The organism is Brevibacterium picturae, assembly GCF_900105045.1.
Taxonomy (GTDB): domain Bacteria; phylum Actinomycetota; class Actinomycetes; order Actinomycetales; family Brevibacteriaceae; genus Brevibacterium; species Brevibacterium picturae.
Genome location: NZ_LT629739.1, coordinates 82,223 through 99,705 on the forward strand (window position 1 = coordinate 82,223; position 17,483 = coordinate 99,705).

General features: G+C 63.0%; 15 protein-coding genes and 3 tRNA genes. 10 read left to right on the forward strand and 8 right to left on the reverse strand.

Going from position 1 to position 17,483, the window contains the following annotated elements; all coding sequences use genetic code 11:
- Nucleotides 1-6: 6 nt before the first annotated feature.
- The 5 genes from BLT92_RS00390 to guaB1 all read right to left on the reverse strand — a co-directional run bounded on the left by BLT92_RS00390 (nucleotide 7) and on the right by guaB1 (nucleotide 5,457).
- Nucleotides 7-82, reverse strand: a tRNA-Arg gene (locus tag BLT92_RS00390).
- A gap of 87 nt (nucleotides 83-169) precedes the next feature.
- Nucleotides 170-1,207: a M15 family metallopeptidase gene (locus BLT92_RS00395; protein ID WP_092101740.1), complete on the reverse strand. Its 1,038-nt coding sequence runs from the start codon at nucleotides 1,205-1,207 to the stop codon at nucleotides 170-172.
- 277 nt (nucleotides 1,208-1,484) lie between these two features.
- Complete coding sequence (locus tag BLT92_RS00400) at nucleotides 1,485-2,540, reverse strand: hemolysin family protein (RefSeq protein ID WP_092101743.1); 1,056 nt, start codon at nucleotides 2,538-2,540, stop codon at nucleotides 1,485-1,487.
- The gene (locus tag BLT92_RS00405; RefSeq protein WP_092101746.1) at nucleotides 2,540-3,868 is read right to left on the reverse strand and encodes a hemolysin family protein; all 1,329 of its coding nucleotides are present in this window, start codon (nucleotides 3,866-3,868) and stop codon (nucleotides 2,540-2,542) included. Before BLT92_RS00405 ends, BLT92_RS00400 begins: the two co-directional genes overlap by 1 nt.
- Nucleotides 3,869-3,999: 131 nt before the next feature.
- Complete coding sequence (gene guaB1 / locus BLT92_RS00410) at nucleotides 4,000-5,457, reverse strand: GMP reductase (RefSeq protein WP_092101749.1); 1,458 nt, start codon at nucleotides 5,455-5,457, stop codon at nucleotides 4,000-4,002.
- Between the two features lie 101 nt (nucleotides 5,458-5,558).
- Here guaB1 and BLT92_RS00415 point away from each other — a divergent pair, with 101 nt between their 5' ends.
- From BLT92_RS00415 to BLT92_RS21180, 3 genes are all read left to right on the forward strand, one after another.
- Nucleotides 5,559-9,320, forward strand: a complete 3,762-nt coding sequence (locus BLT92_RS00415) for a multifunctional oxoglutarate decarboxylase/oxoglutarate dehydrogenase thiamine pyrophosphate-binding subunit/dihydrolipoyllysine-residue succinyltransferase subunit (protein ID WP_092101753.1) — start codon at nucleotides 5,559-5,561, stop codon at nucleotides 9,318-9,320.
- Nucleotides 9,317-9,931: a GDSL-type esterase/lipase family protein gene (locus BLT92_RS00420; protein WP_092101756.1), complete on the forward strand. Its 615-nt coding sequence runs from the start codon at nucleotides 9,317-9,319 to the stop codon at nucleotides 9,929-9,931. The genes BLT92_RS00415 and BLT92_RS00420 overlap by 4 nt, the downstream gene beginning before the upstream one ends.
- A 76-nt stretch (nucleotides 9,932-10,007) precedes the next feature.
- Nucleotides 10,008-10,082, forward strand: a complete 75-nt coding sequence (locus tag BLT92_RS21180) for a 50S ribosomal protein bL37 (protein WP_371860662.1) — start codon at nucleotides 10,008-10,010, stop codon at nucleotides 10,080-10,082.
- A gap of 99 nt (nucleotides 10,083-10,181) precedes the next feature.
- On the opposite strand, the gene rsrA is transcribed toward BLT92_RS21180, so the two are convergent.
- Together rsrA and BLT92_RS00430 are read right to left on the reverse strand one after the other, a co-directional pair.
- A complete protein-coding gene (gene rsrA / locus BLT92_RS00425; protein WP_092101759.1) occupies nucleotides 10,182-10,454 on the reverse strand; it encodes a mycothiol system anti-sigma-R factor in 273 nt (90 codons plus the stop codon).
- Nucleotides 10,451-11,107, reverse strand: coding sequence for a sigma-70 family RNA polymerase sigma factor (locus tag BLT92_RS00430; protein ID WP_407922869.1), 657 nt, complete (start codon nucleotides 11,105-11,107; stop codon nucleotides 10,451-10,453). The genes rsrA and BLT92_RS00430 overlap by 4 nt, the downstream gene beginning before the upstream one ends.
- A gap of 149 nt (nucleotides 11,108-11,256) precedes the next feature.
- On the opposite strand from BLT92_RS00430, the gene BLT92_RS00435 reads away from it, so the two are divergent.
- The 5 genes from BLT92_RS00435 to BLT92_RS00455 are packed head-to-tail and all read left to right on the forward strand — an operon-like array spanning nucleotide 11,257 to nucleotide 16,233.
- Entirely contained in the window at nucleotides 11,257-11,754 is a 498-nt protein-coding gene (locus BLT92_RS00435; RefSeq protein ID WP_092101765.1) for a DoxX family protein, read from the forward strand.
- Nucleotides 11,747-13,063 carry a 3-phosphoshikimate 1-carboxyvinyltransferase gene (gene aroA / locus BLT92_RS00440; protein ID WP_092101768.1) on the forward strand — a complete coding sequence of 439 codons (1,317 nt, stop codon included), beginning with the start codon at nucleotides 11,747-11,749 and terminating at the stop codon, nucleotides 13,061-13,063. Before BLT92_RS00435 ends, aroA begins: the two co-directional genes overlap by 8 nt.
- Before the next feature lies 1 nt (nucleotide 13,064).
- Nucleotides 13,065-14,102 (forward strand): ribosome small subunit-dependent GTPase A, encoded by a 1,038-nt coding sequence (gene rsgA / locus BLT92_RS00445; RefSeq protein ID WP_092101771.1) that lies wholly within the window; start codon nucleotides 13,065-13,067, stop codon nucleotides 14,100-14,102.
- Between the two features lie 9 nt (nucleotides 14,103-14,111).
- Nucleotides 14,112-14,918 carry an inositol monophosphatase family protein gene (locus tag BLT92_RS00450; RefSeq protein ID WP_092101775.1) on the forward strand — a complete coding sequence of 269 codons (807 nt, stop codon included), beginning with the start codon at nucleotides 14,112-14,114 and terminating at the stop codon, nucleotides 14,916-14,918.
- A 43-nt stretch (nucleotides 14,919-14,961) separates the two neighbouring features.
- Entirely contained in the window at nucleotides 14,962-16,233 is a 1,272-nt protein-coding gene (locus BLT92_RS00455; protein WP_092101778.1) for an aminotransferase class I/II-fold pyridoxal phosphate-dependent enzyme, read from the forward strand.
- A gap of 154 nt (nucleotides 16,234-16,387) precedes the next feature.
- Here the strand turns inward: BLT92_RS00455 and BLT92_RS00460 are convergent, their stop codons facing one another.
- Nucleotides 16,388-16,936, reverse strand: a complete 549-nt coding sequence (locus BLT92_RS00460) for a YceI family protein (protein ID WP_157691283.1) — start codon at nucleotides 16,934-16,936, stop codon at nucleotides 16,388-16,390.
- A gap of 193 nt (nucleotides 16,937-17,129) precedes the next feature.
- Between BLT92_RS00460 and BLT92_RS00465 the strand changes: the two genes are divergently transcribed.
- Together BLT92_RS00465 and BLT92_RS00470 are read left to right on the forward strand one after the other, a co-directional pair.
- Nucleotides 17,130-17,203, forward strand: a tRNA-Met gene (locus BLT92_RS00465).
- Nucleotides 17,204-17,329: 126 nt separating this feature from the next.
- Nucleotides 17,330-17,403 (forward strand) — tRNA-Met (locus BLT92_RS00470).
- Nucleotides 17,404-17,483 lie beyond the last annotated feature (80 nt).

The window sequence follows — 17,483 nt, forward strand, 5'->3', positions numbered from 1 at the left end:
GGTGCGTGGTGCCCGCGACAGGATTCGAACCTACGACCTTCTGCTCCGGAGGCAGACGCTCTATCCACTGAGCTACGCGGGCAACGGATGTAATGCTATCACCGTCGTGTGGTGCTTCCCAAAACGAAACCGCGTGCGATCGAGTCTCGATCGCACGCGGTCTCACGTATCAGGCGCCCTTGAGATCCTTACGCCCTGGAACGTATTCCCAGTGCCAGAGTTCGTAGGCGTTGCGCTTGGCCCAGTCCGGGTTCTCCCAGCCGTACTTCTCACCGTTCGCGACGAGCCAGTCATACTGGACGCCGGTTCCGTTCTGAGTTCCCGCGCCGAGATCCAGCGCAATTCCCCATCCGTGGTTGGAGGTGCCGGGGCGAGCGGCGAATCCGGGCTTGCGTTCTGCGACGGAGATCTGGGCTTCCAGCGAGCGGTATGAGTCGGTGACTGCCAGTTCTTTCCCGGTGTCCTTCTTGAACGCGGCATTCATCTTGGCGAAGGACACGGCGGCGTCTGAGCGCAGTTTGTGGTTGCCGACGCCGATGTCGCACAGCCAATCCTCGGGGACCTCGCCGTTCGATGCATCGCCCTTGGGCGCTTCGCCCTCGCAGCCGGGCAGAACAGTCTTGGTGATGGCACGCGAAGCGGCCTTCACCTTGGTCTGCTTGGCGCTCGGAGCACCGATGGCCATGCTCGTCTTCTCGTCGTCTGCCTGGATGTCGGCCGAGACGGATTCCGAGCTGATGGCGCGGGTCTGGGTGTCGGCAGCGGTCTCGTCGACCTTGACTTCCTGATTGCCGCTCATGTTGCCGGCGACCATGACGGCGGCGATGGCGGTTCCTGTCACGGACACGGTGGCCAATGCGGAAAAGGTCGTGACACGACGTCGACGAACGGAGCGCAGAAGAGATCCGTCTGATCCGCGGCTGCCCATGTGAGCGGCGACGAAAGCGGAACCATCGTGAGCAGGTCGCGCTTCGGCTTCCTTGGCCATCGCGGCCCGTCGTGGCGAGCCGGCGGCGGCTCTGGCCTCTGCCGCCATCGCGGCGCGGCGCGGCGAAAGTGTCGCTGAGGGGGTCGGATCCGAGTGCCGTGACACCGATGTCGCACTCTGCTTGGAGAAGACAGTTGGAACGCTTGAAGAGGTGTGCTGCTTGCGCAGATCGCGTCGGCGAACCAATGGCGCCTCTGCGGTCGAGGACTCACTCGACATATTACTCCGTACTGTTGTCCGTATTTCGGCCGCCATGTATCCGGGCGAACGAAAACCTTATGTCACAACACTATAACGAGCTCGTTACAGATTGTCACTTTCCGTTCACACTTGGCGTGTGACCTCGGGTTTCAGCTGTTTTCCCCCTCGCCGGACGGCCGCGGAGGGCGTATCCGCGGCCTCCGGGAGGGGCGATTTGTAACATATCGTTACACAACGGCGAGCGATTGGATGACGCGTGTCACACATCCACCGTCATCTGTGTGCGATGCCATGCTCAATATTGGTATCGGCCCCGCTGCATGGCGTCCTGGACTTCGCCGACGAGCTCTTCCAGGACGTCTTCGAGGAAGAGCAAACCCAGCACATTCCCCTCCGCAGACACGACCCTGGCCACGTGGATGCCGGCCTTCTGCATCTGGGACAGGGCCTCCTCCACTTCATCGCCCGATGTCACAGTGAACAGGGGACGGAACCGTTTTCCGGGAATCGGCGCGCCGTATTCCAGGTCGCTGTCGGCGTAGAGGACGTCCTTGATATGGAGATAGTCCTGCGGGTACCCATCCTCGTCGATGACGAAATAGCGGGAGAAACCAGTCTTGCCGACCAGCGACACGAGCTCGTCCGGGGTCACCGTCGAGGAGATGGTGATCAGCTCGGACATGGGCACCATGATGTCGGCGGCGGTCTTGTCACTGAATTCCAATGCCCCCTTGAGCAGCCCGGTGTCGTCGGTGAGCAGACCTTCGCGTTTTGACTCGGCGACGATCGACTCAACCTGCTCAATCGTGAACGCCTCGTTGACCTCGTCGCGAGCCTCGATCTTGAACAGGTGCAGGATCGAGTTGGCGAGACCATTCAGCGGTCGGATCACGAAGCCGAACACTCGCGACAGGAAGACGAGCGGCGGCGCCAGCAGCATCACGGCGCGAGCCGAAGCGGCCAGAGCCATGTTCTTCGGTACCATCTCACCGATCACCACGTGCAGGTAGGTGACGACGCCGAGAGCCAGGATGAAGGAGATCGTCGAGGACAGGCCCGCCGGAATGCCCAGTCCCTCAAGGGGACCGGACAGGAGATGGTGAATTGCCGGTTCTGCGACGTTACCCAGCAGCAGGGAGCAGACGGTGATGCCCAGCTGACAGATCGCCAGCATCACCGACACGTGCTCCATCGCGTAGAGAGCGGTCTTCGCTGCGCTCGAGCCCTCCTGCGCCCGCGGCTCGAGCTGCGAACGTTTGGCTGCGACCACGGCGAATTCAGCGGCGACGAAGAAGGAGTTGCCCAGCAGCAGGACCACGAGCCAGATGAGGCCCATCCAGTCAGCACTCATCAGAATTCACCACCCTGTTCATAGCCGACCGTGTCGGTCGCACGAAGGAGAATACGCAGTCGCTCGATGCGGCGGCCGTGCATCCGCTCGACGCGGATCAGTGCGTCATCGGTGCGGATCTGGTCACCGGGTTCGGGTATTCGGCCCAACTCTTTGAGGACGAAACCGGCCAGAGTCTCGTAGTCGGAATCTTCGGGTATTTCGAGCCCGATGGTCGACGTGACTTCGTCGGGACGAAGCTGTCCGGGCACGATCCACGTTCCATCACGCGCGGGCCGCGCGGCCACACGCATCCGATCGTGTTCGTCGGCGACCTCGCCGACGAGCTCTTCGACGACGTCTTCGAGTGTCACGACACCGGCTGTGCCGCCGAATTCGTCGACGACGACGGCCATCTGCAGGCCCTTGGCCCGAAGCTCCATGAGGAGCGGATCGAGCAAAAGCGTTTCGGGAATCTCGGTCACCTCGGTCATCAGTCCCCCGGCATATGCATCGTCTCGGTTGGACAGTGGAACCGCGAATGCCTGTTTGACGTGGACGACGCCGACGATGTGGTCCTTGTCCTCCCCCGCGACCGGGAATCGCGAGAATCCGGTTTCGCGGGCCTGTTCGATGATCGCTCGCGCGGTCGTGTCCTTGACCACCGATGACATGCGGGTGCGAGGAGTCATCACGTCCTCTGCTGTGCGCTCAGAGAAGCTCAGAGTCCGCTGCAGAAGATCGGCAGTCTGCTCGTCGAGCATTCCCTCCTCCGCGGAGTGCCGAACCAGAGACGTGAGCTCTTCGGGCGACCGACCGACCGAGCCCTCCTCCTGCGGTTCGATGCCGAAGGACAGCAGGATCTTGTTCGCGGTGCCGTTGAGCACGCTGATCACGGGCTTGAACGCGACGGAGAAGAGATACTGCATCGGCGCGGCGATGCGACCGGTGGCCAGCGGCACTGCGATCGCCAGGTTCTTGGGCACGAGTTCGCCGAAGATCATCGACAGGAACGTGGAGACGATGAGTGCGATCGTCAGGGCAATCGGAGCCGCGAGTCCCGGGCTGGCGCCCATCGATTCGAAGACCGGAGCCAGGAGCTTGCCCAGGGACGGCTCCATCAGGTAACCGGTCAGCAGGGTGGTGATCGTGATGCCCACCTGGGCCGCGGACAGCTGCGTGGACAGGTGGGTCATCGAACGGCGCAGCGTCTTGGCACCGAACACGCCTTGCTCCACCGCCTTGTCGGCAGTGTGACGGTCGAGAGTGAGAAGGGAGAACTCCGCGGCGACGAAGACGCCGGTGCCGCAGATGAGCAGGAGCGCTAGTGCAAGGTACAGCCATTCCATCAGTGACTATCCCTGCCGTTCACGGTCAGGAAATCACTGTGAGTGATGCGATCAGCCCCCGAGGGGTGAGGATCATCGTCTGGGGCGCCGGCTTCCCGCCGGCTGGGACTGTCACTGTGCATGAGACGATCTTACCAACTCCGGGACAGAGGTCGTCCCTCGTCATATCCGGCAGCGCTCTGGATTCCGACCGTAGCGAGTTCCGCGAATTCCCGGAGACTGCGGGCCCCCGCGTAGGTGAATGAACTGCGCACTCCCGAAGTGATGCCGTCGAGGAGGTCCTCGACACCAGGGGATTCAGGGTCAATGTACATCGTTGACGAAGAGATGCCCTCTTCGAACAGCCCCTTGCGCGCGCGGGCGAATGCAGACTCGGTCCGGGTCCTGTTCGCCACCGCTCGGGCCGAGGCCATGCCGAAGCTCTCTTTGTACTTCCGACCTTCACCGTCGACGAGAAGGTCACCCGGGGACTCATGGGTGCCGGCGAACCACGAACCGACCATGACCTGCGAAGCCCCTGCTGCCAGAGCCAGCGCCACATCGCGGGGATAGCGCACTCCCCCGTCCGCCCACACATGCGCCCCCATCTCCCGGGCCGCCTCGGCGCATTCGCGAACCGCCGAGAACTGCGGACGCCCGACTGCGGTCATCATGCGCGTGGTGCACATTGCACCGGGGCCCACACCGACCTTGATGATCTGAGCACCGGCGGACACGAGGTCCCGAACGCCGTCAGCAGTGACGACGTTGCCGGCGACGATGGGCACTCCCAGGTCCGCGGCCGCGATCGAGCTCAAGGTGTCGAGCATCTTCGCCTGGTGGCCGTGCGCAGTGTCGACGACAAGCACGTCGGCACCGGCGGCGACCAGGGCAAAGGCCCGTTCGACGGCGTTGCCGTTGACTCCGACCGCGACTGCGATCTTCAGTCTGTTCTGATCATCGAGGTTGGGGGCGTAGATCGACGACCGCAGCAGCGACTTGGGAGTCAGCGATCCCAGCACTCTGTCATCATCATCGACCACGGCGGCGAACGGCGTCCTGGATTCGTTCATGGTTTCGAACAGCGACTCCAACTGCGCGCCGTCTGACCAGTCGACGTCTGTGGACCTGATCACATGCGGTGTCGCTTCGAGCAGCTCAGACACCGAGGTGAATCGGTCGACGTCCTTGAGGTTCGCCGAATCGATCACCCCGTCGAGCTTGCCCGTCTCGTCGACGACGACTCCGAAACCGTGGGCGCGCTTGGCCAGAACGTGCAGTGCACTCAGCACCGTGTCCTCCGGAGAGAACCGCAGGACCGAATCGAAAACTCGGTCCCGGCTCTTCACCCACTTGATGGTGTCCTGCGCCGCAGTCAGGGGAATGTCCTGCGGCAATACTGCAAGGCCGCCTCGGCGGGCCATGGTCTCTGCCATTCGCCGGCCGGAGACTGCGGTCATATTCGCGGCCACGATCGGCGTTGTGGAGCCGGTTGGGTCGGTCGTCGACAAGTCGACGTCGAACCGGGAAGTCAGCGAAGACGAGTTGGGTACCAGGAAGACATCCGAGTACGTCAGATCATTATTCGGGTCCTTTGAGATGAAACGCATAACACTATTGTCCCCTATGCGGACATACGCGGGCACATCGCGTTAGGCTGGTCATGTCGTTAAGCAGCAATTCTTGAATCAGGAAGTAGGCGATCAACGCCGTGTCCGTCAATACTCCGAACCGCACCGTCGACGACTTCGGGTCGAATGAGTGGTTGGTCGAGGAATTGTATGAACAGTACAAGTCCGATAAGAACTCCGTCGACCAGTCGTGGTGGCCGTTCTTCGACAAGTACGAAAAGAACGGGGGCGGGCCAGCAGCGAAGCCTGCGGACGCCGACCCCACCGAAAAGACCGGCACCAAGACAGCCGCGAAGCCCAACGCGAAACCGGCCGCCAAGACTCAGACGAAATCCGCGGACAAGTCCGACAAGTCAGCAGCGGACTCCGCACCGGACAACAGTCCTCGCGGAGTGTCCCCGTCCTCCGCTCAGACAGAGACACTGAAGGCCGAGACCAAATCCGTGCCCACGGTCGTCGTCAAGGACACCGAGCCCAAACCGGCTCCCGAAGAGACAGTGACGCCGCTGCGCGGCCCGGCGAAGCTGATCGCGAAGAACATGGACGATTCGATCGAGGTTCCCACGGCAACCTCCGTGCGCGCTCTGCCTGCCAAGGCCCTCATCGACAATCGCATCGTCATCAACTCGCACCTCAAGCGAACCCGCGGCGGGAAGGTCTCCTTCACTCACCTCATCGGCTTCGCCGTCATTCGGGCACTGCAGAACTTCCCCTCGCAGAACGTCTCCTATGACACCCGCGACGGCAAACCAGTCATGGTCTCCCCCGCTCACATCAACTTCGGCCTCGCGATCGACGTGCCCAAGAAAGACGGTTCGCGCACGCTCATGGTGCCGAACGTCAAGAAGGCCGAGACTCTGACCTTCCGCCAGTTCGTCGATGCCTATGACGGCATAGTCGACAAGGCACGGCAGGGGAAGCTCACAGCCGACGACTTCGCCGGCACCACGGTGTCATTGACCAACCCCGGCGGAATCGGAACCGTGCACTCGGTGCCGCGTCTGACCAAGGGCCAGGGATGCATCATCGGCGTCGGGGCGCTCGACTACCCGGCAGAGTTCCAGGGTGCCAGTCAGAACACCATCAATAAGCTGGCAGTGTCCAAGGTGCTCACGCTGACGTCGACCTACGACCACCGTGTGATTCAAGGTGCAGGGTCCGGTGAGTTCCTCAAACTCGTCCACAGCTACCTCCTCGGCGAAGATGGCTTCTACGACGACGTCTTCGAGTCATTGCGTCTGCCCTACGAACCTGTGCGCTGGGTTCCCGATGTCTCTGCCGAGGATCAGGACGATGTCAACAAGACGGCACGCGTCATCGAACTCATCGATGCCTACCGCACCCGCGGTCACCTCATGGCCAACACCGACCCGCTCGTGTACCGCCAGCGTTCGCACCCCGATCTCGACATCAACCAGCACGGCCTGACACTGTGGGACCTCGAACGCGAGTTCCCAACGGGGGGCTTCGGCGCCACTCCGATGATGCCCTTCCGCAACATCCTCGGACTCCTACGCGAAAGCTACTGCCGCACGATCGGCTTCGAGTACATGCACATCGCCGATCCACTGCAGCGCCGCTGGTTCCAAGCCAAGATCGAGGTCCCCCATCAGGAGCTGACACGCTCGGAGCAGGGACACATCCTCGGTCGTCTCAACGCAGCTGAAGCATTCGAGACCTTCCTGCAGACGAAGTACATCGGGCAGAAGCGCTTCAGCCTCGAGGGCGGAGAGTCAGCCATTGTGCTCCTCGACGAGGTCCTCAACCAGTCGGCAGACACCGGCATGGAACAGGTCGCCATCGGCATGGCTCACCGGGGACGCCTCAACGTGCTCACCAACATCGCAGGCAAGTCCTATGCGCAGATGTTCCGCGAGTTCGACGGAACGATGTCCCCGGACAGCGTCCAGGGCTCCGGCGACGTCAAGTACCACCTGGGCACCGAGGGGTCGTTCACCTCGCCGGCCGGCAATTCGACCGATGTCTACGTCGCCGCCAACCCCAGCCACCTCGAGACGGTCAACCCGATCCTCGAAGGCATCGTGCGCGCCAAGCAGGACTTCATCGACCAAGGAGAAGCCGGCTTCACGGTGCTCCCCGTCCTCGTCCACGGTGACGCTGCCTTCGCCGGTCAGGGTGTCGTGACCGAAACCCTCAACCTCTCGGAACTGCGTGGCTACAGGACCGGTGGAACGATCCACATCATCATCAACAACCAGGTCGGATTCACCACGCCCCCGGCCTCGGCCCGGTCGTCCTTCTACTGCACCGACGTCGCGAAGTCGATCAACGCACCGATCTTCCACGTCAACGGTGATGACCCCGAGTCGGTCGTGAGGGCAGCACGTCTTGCGTTCGAGTACCGTCAGGAATTCAATCGCGACGTCGTCATCGACCTCGTCTGCTACCGTCGTCGCGGTCACAACGAGGGCGACGATCCGTCGATGACCCAGCCGCTGATGTACTCGCTCATCGAAAAGAAGGGGTCGGTGCGCAAGCTCTACACCGAATCGCTCGTGGGCAGGAAATGCATCACCGACGAAGAGGCCAGCGAAGCGCTCAAGGACTACCAGTCGAAGCTGGAATCGGCATTCGCCGAGACCAAAGAGGCCGAGACCGGCTCCTCCGACGGTGATGCCTTCAACGCCCCGCATGTACCCAGCGACATCGAGGCATTCAACAATGCCGAGACCGCGATCAGCACCGAGACACTGCAGCACATCGGAGAAACCTTCGCCGCGGTTCCGGAGAACTTCACGATCCACAAGAAGCTGCGTGCCCTGCTCGAGAAGCGCAAGGAGATGTCGCTGTCCGGCGGCATCGACTGGGGCTTCGCGGAGCTTTTGGCCTTCGGATCCTTGCTCATGGACGGAATTCCGGTCCGACTCGCCGGCCAGGACTCCCGTCGCGGCACCTTCGTGCAGCGTCACTCGGTGCTCATCGACGCAGTCAACGGCAACGAGTGGACGCCGTTGCAGAATCTCAGCGACGAACAGGCCAGGTTCTGGGTCTACGATTCGCTGCTGAGCGAATACGCTGCGGTCGGCTTCGAATACGGCTATTCGGTCGAACGCAAGGACGCCCTGGTCGCCTGGGAAGCCCAGTTCGGTGACTTCGCTCAGGGCGCCCAGACCGTGATCGACGAGTTCATCTCGTCCTCCGAGCAGAAGTGGCAGCAGAATTCCGGAGTCGTCATGCTTCTGCCTCACGGCTACGAGGGACAGGGCCCCGATCACTCCTCTGCTCGCATCGAGCGCTACCTGCAGCTGTGTGCCGAGTCGAACATGACCGTGGCTCTGCCATCGGACGGCGCCTCGTACTTCCACCTCCTGCGTCGCCACGCGATGACGACGAACAAACGTCCGCTCATCGTCATCACGCCGAAGTCGATGCTCCGGCTCAAGGCCGCAGCGAACTCCCCCGAGGATTTCACCACGGGAACGTTCGAACCTGTCATCGACGATGCCGTCGTCGATCCCGATCAGGTCGACCGCGTCGTGCTGGTCTCCGGCAAGCTCTACTGGGAGCTGCTGGCTCAGCGTGAGAAGCGTGAGGACACGAAGACAGCACTCGTCCGCGTCGAACAGCTCTACCCGCTCGATGAGGACTCCATCGCGGCTCTGCTCGATCGGTATCCGGACAGCGCGCAGCTGGTCTGGGCACAGGAGGAGCCTGAGAACCAGGGCGCTTGGCCGTTCATGGCACTGAATATGCCGCAGCTCCTGGGTGATCGTGAGCTCACTGTGATCTCCCGTCCTGCCTCGGCGGCGACCGCCACCGGGCTCAAGCATGTCCACGAGGTCCAGCAGCAGGAGGTCATCGACAGGATCTTCCGCCGGTGAGCTCCGTGACCCCGACGACCGTTGCTGTGATCGGTGGCCCTCTGGTCGCCGGTCTCGGCGACGGTCGTGGCCTCGGGTGGGTCGGACGCGTCACAGCCAGGACGCTGCCCAGCCTGCCCGATCTCAGAGTCTTTCCCCTGGCGGTACCGCACGAAGACTCGTCTGGGTTGCATGCTCGCACCATCGCCGAGGCATCACTGCGGTTCACCGACGACGGCGACAATCGGCTGGTGCTGGCTCTGGGTTCGGGCGACCTCGACTCGGGTCGTTCCGTTGCCCGCGCTCGTCTCGATGTGGCCAATGTCCTCGATGAGGCGCTGGCCCGGAAGGTGTCGGCGTTCGTCATCGGCCCTCCCCCGGAATACAACTCCGAGCGCAATCGTGCGATCGCTGAGCTCAATACGAGCTTCTCAGACGTCGCAAAGCGACGCGGCATCGCCTATGTCGATACGTTCACACCTCTGCTCGGCCATCCCGTGTGGCAGCGTGAGATCGCTTCCTCGAGAGACCATCTTCCCGCGCAGGAAGGCTACGGTCTGCTCGCCTGGCTGGTGCTGCACCGTGGGTGGTTCCCGTGGCTGGGCGTCCAGGATGCCATGGGTGAGGCCTGACCCTGTCTGGCCGGCGGCGCTTTGCCCCGGCACGACGGTCATGAAAGAATGGAACATCTAGCGAAGGAGTGTAATCATGAGCAAACGCAGCCGTAAGCGTCACGACCGCCGCCGCAATAAGGCGAACCACGGAAAGCGTCCGCTCGGCTGATTCTTTCGAATCACGCGAGCGTATGAAAGTGGGCGGGAGGAGCATTGCTCTTCCCGCCCACTTTCACGTACTCGGTCTTTCATGCGTTCGGTACGGCAGCTACGCGTCGGCTCCCGGCCAGACCGTCTGCTCGGTGGCGATTCGCTGGCGAATCTTCTCGCGCAGCCCCATCGGTGCCTCTTCCCGGCTGCAGGATCGGCGTACCAGCTCTTTGAGCAGCGCCTCGATCTCGTACTCGTCATGGCACGACGGGCAGTGTTCAAGGTGCACGGAGATCTCTCGGATCTCCGTGGTCGTCAGTTCTCCGTCAAGATAGTGGTAGATGCGCATCAGTGATTCCGCGCGCACATTCTCACAGCACTCGTCGCTCACTTCGCACCTCCTGCAGGTTTCGAGAAGCCGCGATCCGCTGCATAGTCGGCGAGCATGTCGCGCAGCTGACGGCGCCCACGGTGCAACCGCGACATCACGGTGCCGATCGGCGTATCCATGATCTCGGCGATCTCCTTGTACGGCAGACCTTCGACATCGGCATAGTAGACGACCATGCGAAAATCCTCCGGGAGCTCCGAGAGCGCGTCCTTGACGTCGGAGTCAGGCAGATGGTCGAGGGCTTCGAGCTCCGCCGAGCGACCACCGGAGGACGAATGACTCGCAGCCTGGGCAATCTGCCAGTCCTCGATGTCTTCGCTGCCGTGCTCCAGCGGCTGCCGCTGCTTCTTCCGGTAGTTGTTGATGAAGGTGTTCGTCAGAATCCGGTACAGCCATGCCTTGAGGTTGGTTCCCGGCTTGTACTGATGGAACGCCGCATAGGCCTTCGCATAGGCCTCTTGGACGAGGTCCTCGGCATCGGCGGGATTGCGGGTCATTCGCAGCGCAGCTGCGTAGAGCTGATTGAGATACTCCAGAGCGTCACGCTCGAAACGAGCCGAACGTTCGGCCTTCGTCTCGGGGACTTCTTTGACTGATTCGGTCATCGTAGTCAATGGTACGCCCGTTCTCTCGAGGACGGCAGTGGCGTTCACAGACTTCTCCTTCTGCCTTTCGACTCGGCACCGACAGGTTCGTCCCCGCCGATGCGTGTTCTCTCATTCAACACCGGGGCGAGGCCCCACTATTCCCGGACAACCGTTATGCTTGCCAGTGAGATGCCCGACACGTAGGAAGGACCATAGTGTCTCCAATCAGATTCCTCGCACGGCCCATGCTGGCCGCCGGTTACATCAGCAACGGGGTCGACCGTCTGCGCCGACCGGAAGCTGCGGCCGCCTCGATCGGCCCGCTGCTGAACATGGCGCGCAAACGTATGGATGTGCCCATTGATGCTCCTACCCTGGCACGTGCCACCGGAGCGGCTCAGGTCGCTGCGGGATCGCTGCTGGCGATCGGCAGATTCCCCCGGGTGAGTGCGACGATCCTCGTCGGCACCTACCTCCTCGACACCGTCGGCGAACGCATTGCCGCGGACAAGGCGACGTCGAAGGAGGACAAGCGGGAACGCACGGAGCGCACCCTGATCCGGACCTCGATGCTCGGCGGCGCGCTGCTGGCCAGCGTCGACACAGCGGGCAAGCCCGGTCTCTGGTGGCGCACACAGCATGCAGCCGAAGATCTCTGGTCGTCGGTCGAAGGCACCTCCAAACAGGCGATGAGTGCGCTTGGCGTTGACTGACACACCCGATCTCAGTGCACCCGCCACCGGTGACTGGCTCGCGCCGGTCGCCGGTGGCGTCGTCACCGCGAATGTCAGCGTTCCCGGTTCGAAGTCTCTGACCAACCGCTATCTCATCCTCGCGGCATTGGCCGAGTCCGAGTCGTTCGTCCGTGGCTGGCTGCGCAGCCGCGACACGCGGCTCATGGTCGAAGCGCTCACAGCCCTCGGGGCCGACATCGAGGAGGTCGACGACAGCCTCCGCATCACTCCCATCGACTTCTCAGCCCACCTCGACGGTCCGCCGATCACCGTCGACTGCGGTCTGGCCGGAACCGTCATGCGCTTCGTTCCTCCCCTGGCGGCCGCCACCGGGCGCGAAGTCGTCCTCGACGGCGACGAGCAGGCCAGGGTCAGGCCGATGTCGGTGATCATCGATGCGCTGACCCGCCTCGGCGCATCCATCACGGCGGAGAACAACCTGCTGCCGATGACGATCCATGCACAGTCCCACCTTCGTGGTGGGCACCTTGAGATCGACGCCAGCGCCTCCAGTCAATTCGTGTCGGGCATGCTCCTGACCGCACCTGTGATGCCCCTGGGAATCGAACTCGTCAACCGCGGCGAGTCCGTGCCCAGCCGCGCCCACGTCGATATGACACTCGAGGTCCTCGCCGATGCGGGAGTCGACGTCACGGAGCCCGAACCCGAACGATGGATCGTCGAACCGGGACTCCCCCGGGGACTCGACGTCCACGTCGAACCGGACCTGTCCAACGCTGCTGCCTTCGTCGCTGCCGCCCTGGCCACCAACGGCGACGTCACCGTCCTCGACTGGCCGGCCCATACGACGCAGGCCGGCGATGGGTTCCGAACCATCGCCGAAGCCTTCGGCGCCACCGTGACGCTGGACCGAAATGGTCTGCGCGTCCAAGGCCCCGAGGTCCTGCGAGCCGTCGAGCTCGACCTCTCCGCCGTCGGCGAACTCACACCCGTCGTGGCTGCCTTGGCGGCCCTGGCCGACGGCACGTCGAACCTCACCGGCATCGGGCATCTCCGCGGGCATGAGACCGATCGGCTCTCGGCCCTGCGCCGCGAACTCGGGGCCATCGGCGTCGACGTCGACGAACACCCGACGGCCCTGACGATCACCGGCTCGCAGCTGCGCGGTGGGACGTGGCACACCTACAACGATCACCGCATGGTCATGGCCGGAGCCATCCTCGGTCTGAACGTCGACGGACTGGTCATCGAGAATGCTGACACCGTGGCCAAGACTCTGCCGGAATTCACCCAGCTGTGGGAAGCCATGCTGAATCGCGGCGTCTGAGATGGCACGGATCTACCGCGACGAGGACTACCGTCCTCGCCCGAGCAAACGCGGTTCAAGGCCGCGTACGAAGAACAGGCCCAACCACGACTCTGCGATCGACGGACTCGTCACGGCCGTCGACAGGGGGCGGTATCGGGTTGTCGTCGCCGATGATTCCAGCAGTGTCCGTGGCCGCGCCGGCTCAGGCGCGGCCACGTCCGACATCACGGCAGTGAGGGCCTCCCACCTGCGCAAGGACGCAGTGGTGCCCGGCGATATCGTCAAGCTCGTCGGCGACACCTCGGGCAGGAAGGGCTCACTGGCACGCCTGGTCGAGATCAGCAAACGACGAACCGTGCTGCGCCGCAGCGCCGATGACACGGACCCGACGGAGCGGGTCATCGTCGCCAATGTCGACATCATGGGCATCGTCACCGCAACCGAGGATCCCGAGCCCTCCTACGGGCTCATCGATCGGGCCCTGACAGCGGCCTTCGATGCCGGCATCACTCCCCTGCTCATCGTCACCAAGACTGATCTGAAATCGTCCGATGAGATCACCCAACGATTCTCGGAGACCGGAGTCGAGATCGTGTGCTCCGGACTCCGACCCGACGGGTCACTCACCGATGCCAGCGTGTTCGACCGTCTGCACGGCAAGGTCAGCGTCCTGGTCGGACATTCCGGTGTCGGCAAATCGACACTGATGAATGCCCTGGTGCCCCGCGCCGAGCGAGCGACCGGCCACGTCAATGACGTCACCGGGCGAGGTCGGCACACCTCCTCCTCTGCGATCTGCCTTCGTCTTGACGGCGGAGGCTGGCTCGTCGACACTCCCGGGGTGCGCAGCTTCGGACTGGCCCACGTCGATCACATCACACTGATCTCGGCCTTCCCGGAGCTCGTCGATGCCACTGCCGACTGTCCGCGTGGCTGCACTCATCAGGCTGATGCGCCGGGCTGTCGGCTCGATGCCTGGGTCGCCGCGGGCAACGCCGGCCCTGGTGGAGTCTCACGCTTGGAGTCACTGCGCAGGCTGCTGCCCACGACTGGATAAGGTGGAGGAATGAACGATCTCGACTTGGCGACCGAACTCGCCGACCTCGCCGACTCCATCAGCTACCGCCATTTCGTGGCACAGGACTTCACCGTCGAGACCAAACCGGATCTGACGCCCGTCACCGAATGCGACCGTGCGGTGGAGTCCGCGATCATGGATCGCCTCAATCGCGAACGCCCGGAGGACAGTGTCCTGGGCGAGGAGTTCGGTTCCCACGGGACCTCGCCGAGGCGGTGGATCGTCGACCCGATCGACGGCACGAAGAACTTCGTCCGCGGCGTCCCCATATGGGCCACTCTGATCTCCCTGTACGACGGGCAGACACCGATCATCGGCATGGTCTCAGCCCCTGCCCTCGGGCGACGCTGGTGGGCCGCGGCCGGGCACGGCGCCTTCACCTCGGCGCTGGAAGAGCCGGCCAAACGGATCCGGGTCTCTGACGTCGATTCGCTTGGGGATGCTTCCATGTCCTACGCGTCTCTGTCCGGATGGAAGGAACTCGGCATCCTCGACGAATTCCTCGGTCTCTGTGATTCTCTGTGGCGCACACGCGGCTATGGCGACTTCTACTCATACATGCTGCTGGCCGAGGGGGCGGTCGACATCGCGTGCGAGCCCGAGCTGGAGCTCTACGACATGGGCGCGCTCGTTCCGATCGTTCTTGAAGCAGGTGGGACGTTCACGAACACGGCCGGAGCCCCCGGGCCATTCGGCGGCAATGCACTCGCCAGCAATTCCCGCCTGCAGGAACGTGCCCTTGATCGGCTGGGGCGAGTCGCGCCGAACATTGCACGGACCGACACTCAGTCCTGAGTGCAGACTGAAGCAGAGGAATCTCAAAAGAAGAGGGAGACAGATGCCCGATGTGATGCGTGCCGATCTGTGGCATTCGATGGCTGATGCAGCCGGTCTGATCAATGCCGACGGAACGATCGGTGAGACGATCTACGGCCAGATGACGGCATTGGCGACGCGGACCGGAGCAGTGAATCTGGGACAGGGAGCCCCGGGAACCGATGCTCCCGCCGAGCTCATCGACGCCGCGGCCGACGCTATGCGCGAGGGTTACAACCAATACGCACCGGGCCAGGGATTTCCAGCTCTGCTCGAGGCGGTGGCCCAACAGCGGCAGCGGGACTTCGGCCAGGAGGTGTCTGCGCAGAACGTTCTGTACACGTGTGGGGCCACTGAGGGCCTCACCGCGGCCATCCTGGCTCTGCTGCCCCGTGGTGGGACCGTCCTTGCCTTCGAACCGTTCTATGACTCTTACCCGGCGGCGATCGCCGCTGCAGGAGGATCCCTGGTCACCGTGCCGATCCTGCCGACCCCCGAGGGAGGGTTCGCACCCGATTGGGCCCGCTTCGATGACGCTGTGACGGCCGCCGAGAGCGTCCCCTCGATCATTCTCATCAACACGCCTCACAACCCGACAGGCTTCGTGTTCGATGCCGAGGATCTGTCTCGCATCGGCGATGCCGCTGTCGCCGCAGATGCTTGGGTCCTCACCGACGAAGTGTATGAGCAATTGGTCCTCGACGGCACGCCGCATGTGGCACCGGCGGTGGCCATGGACGACAGCACGAGGGTCGTCACCGTCTCCTCGGCCGGGAAGTCGTGGAATACGACTGGGTGGAAGATCGGGTGGGTGATCGCGGAGCCCGAGGTCAGGGAGGCCATCCAGGCCGTCAAGCAGTTCCTCACCTACACCGCAAGCGGTCCGCTGCAGATAGGGCTGGCGCGCACGCTGTCCGGCGACTCGAGCTTCGTGACAGACAATCGGACATCGCTGCGGCAGCGCGCAGACGTCCTTGTGCCAGCCTGTCGTGACGTACCGGGTGTCGTCACGTCGACGCCTGCTGCCGGCTATTTCACCGTCGTCGACTTCTCCGCTCTGACCGATCTCGACGCGTTCGAACTCAACGACCTGTTGGCGCGACGGCACTCGATAGTCGGGATACCCGTACCCGCACTGTGCCGGTCCGGATCTCCTGCCCACGAGGCGTACAGGTCCTCCATCCGATACTCGTTCTGCAAGTCGGCAGCCGATGTCGATCGCGGTGCACAGTTGTTCGGCGATCTCGCGGCCGAGCTGACGCGAGATCCCGATGCGCTGCGCGGTGAATACTGACTTCACCAGCCCTGTGCTGAGCACAGAACATACCGTCACGAGCACAGCAAAGCAGGGGCGGAACGCACTGACTGCGTTCCGCCCCTGCTCTGCTCACTGCGACCACCTCAGCCTCGGCGTCTCGACTGGAGGATCTGTGGCGACGTCAGACGGTTCAGGCCTTGACGAGTTCGAGCTCGAGTTCGATCTTGATCTTGTTGGATACGAGCAGCTCGCCACCGCCGAGAACGGCGTTGAACTCCATGCCGAAGTCCTTGCGGTCGACATTGGCTGCTGCTGACAAGCCCGCGACCTGGTTTTCATTGGGATCGGTGGCGACACCGCTGAACTCGGTGACGAAGGCAACTTCCTTCGTCACTCCACGCATGGTGAGGTCTCCGACGAGTTCGAACTCGTCGCTGGAGTTGGCGTTGATGCCGGTCGACGTGAAGGTCAGCTTCGGGTTGTTCTCTGCTTCGAAGAAGTCACCGCTCTTGAGGTGACCGTCGCGCTGGGGATTGCGCGTGGTGATCGACTCGACGTCTGCCTCTGCGGTGACCGAGCTGCCCTCGAGGGTCTCACCGACGTTGACGCTGCCGGCGATGTCCTCGAAGTGTCCGCGAACCTTCGAGACGCCTGCGTGGCGTGCGGTGAAGGTGAACTCGGAGTGCACCGGGTCGATGTTCCAGATTCCTGCGGTGAGTCCCTGTGGAAGAGCAGTCATGATTTCTCCTTTTGATTGAAATTTGAAGTACAAGAATGACTCTAGTTTATCGTTCAACCACATGCAACTCCCCCCGGAATGGAACCGGCATCGGCCCGTCGGCGGCAGATGAACGGCAAGTGGACATGTGGCAGACGTCACTCGTCTCCGGTTTGGCCTGCAGGAAGACGCTCGTGTAATGTTGAGACCACGCCGCGGGGTGGAGCAGTTCGGTAGCTCGCCGGGCTCATAACCCGGAGGTCGCAAGTTCAAATCTTGCCCCCGCCACGGTCGAGGCCTCTGATCAGGAGAAATCCTGATCAGGGGCCTTATTTATGTCCATGCTCGAGATGCGGCGTCTGTCTGAAGCCGATTGGCGTTGAGGTCCACTTCCACGTATAGTCGTCAATGCGCCGCGGGGTGGAGCAGTTCGGTAGCTCGCCGGGCTCATAACCCGGAGGTCGGAGGTTCAAATCCTCCCCCCGCCACGAAAGTGGCAGAACCCCTATCCATCGGATGGGGGTTCTTCTGATTCACGCTCCTTGCCTCGGCCCACAGGGATGAGGGG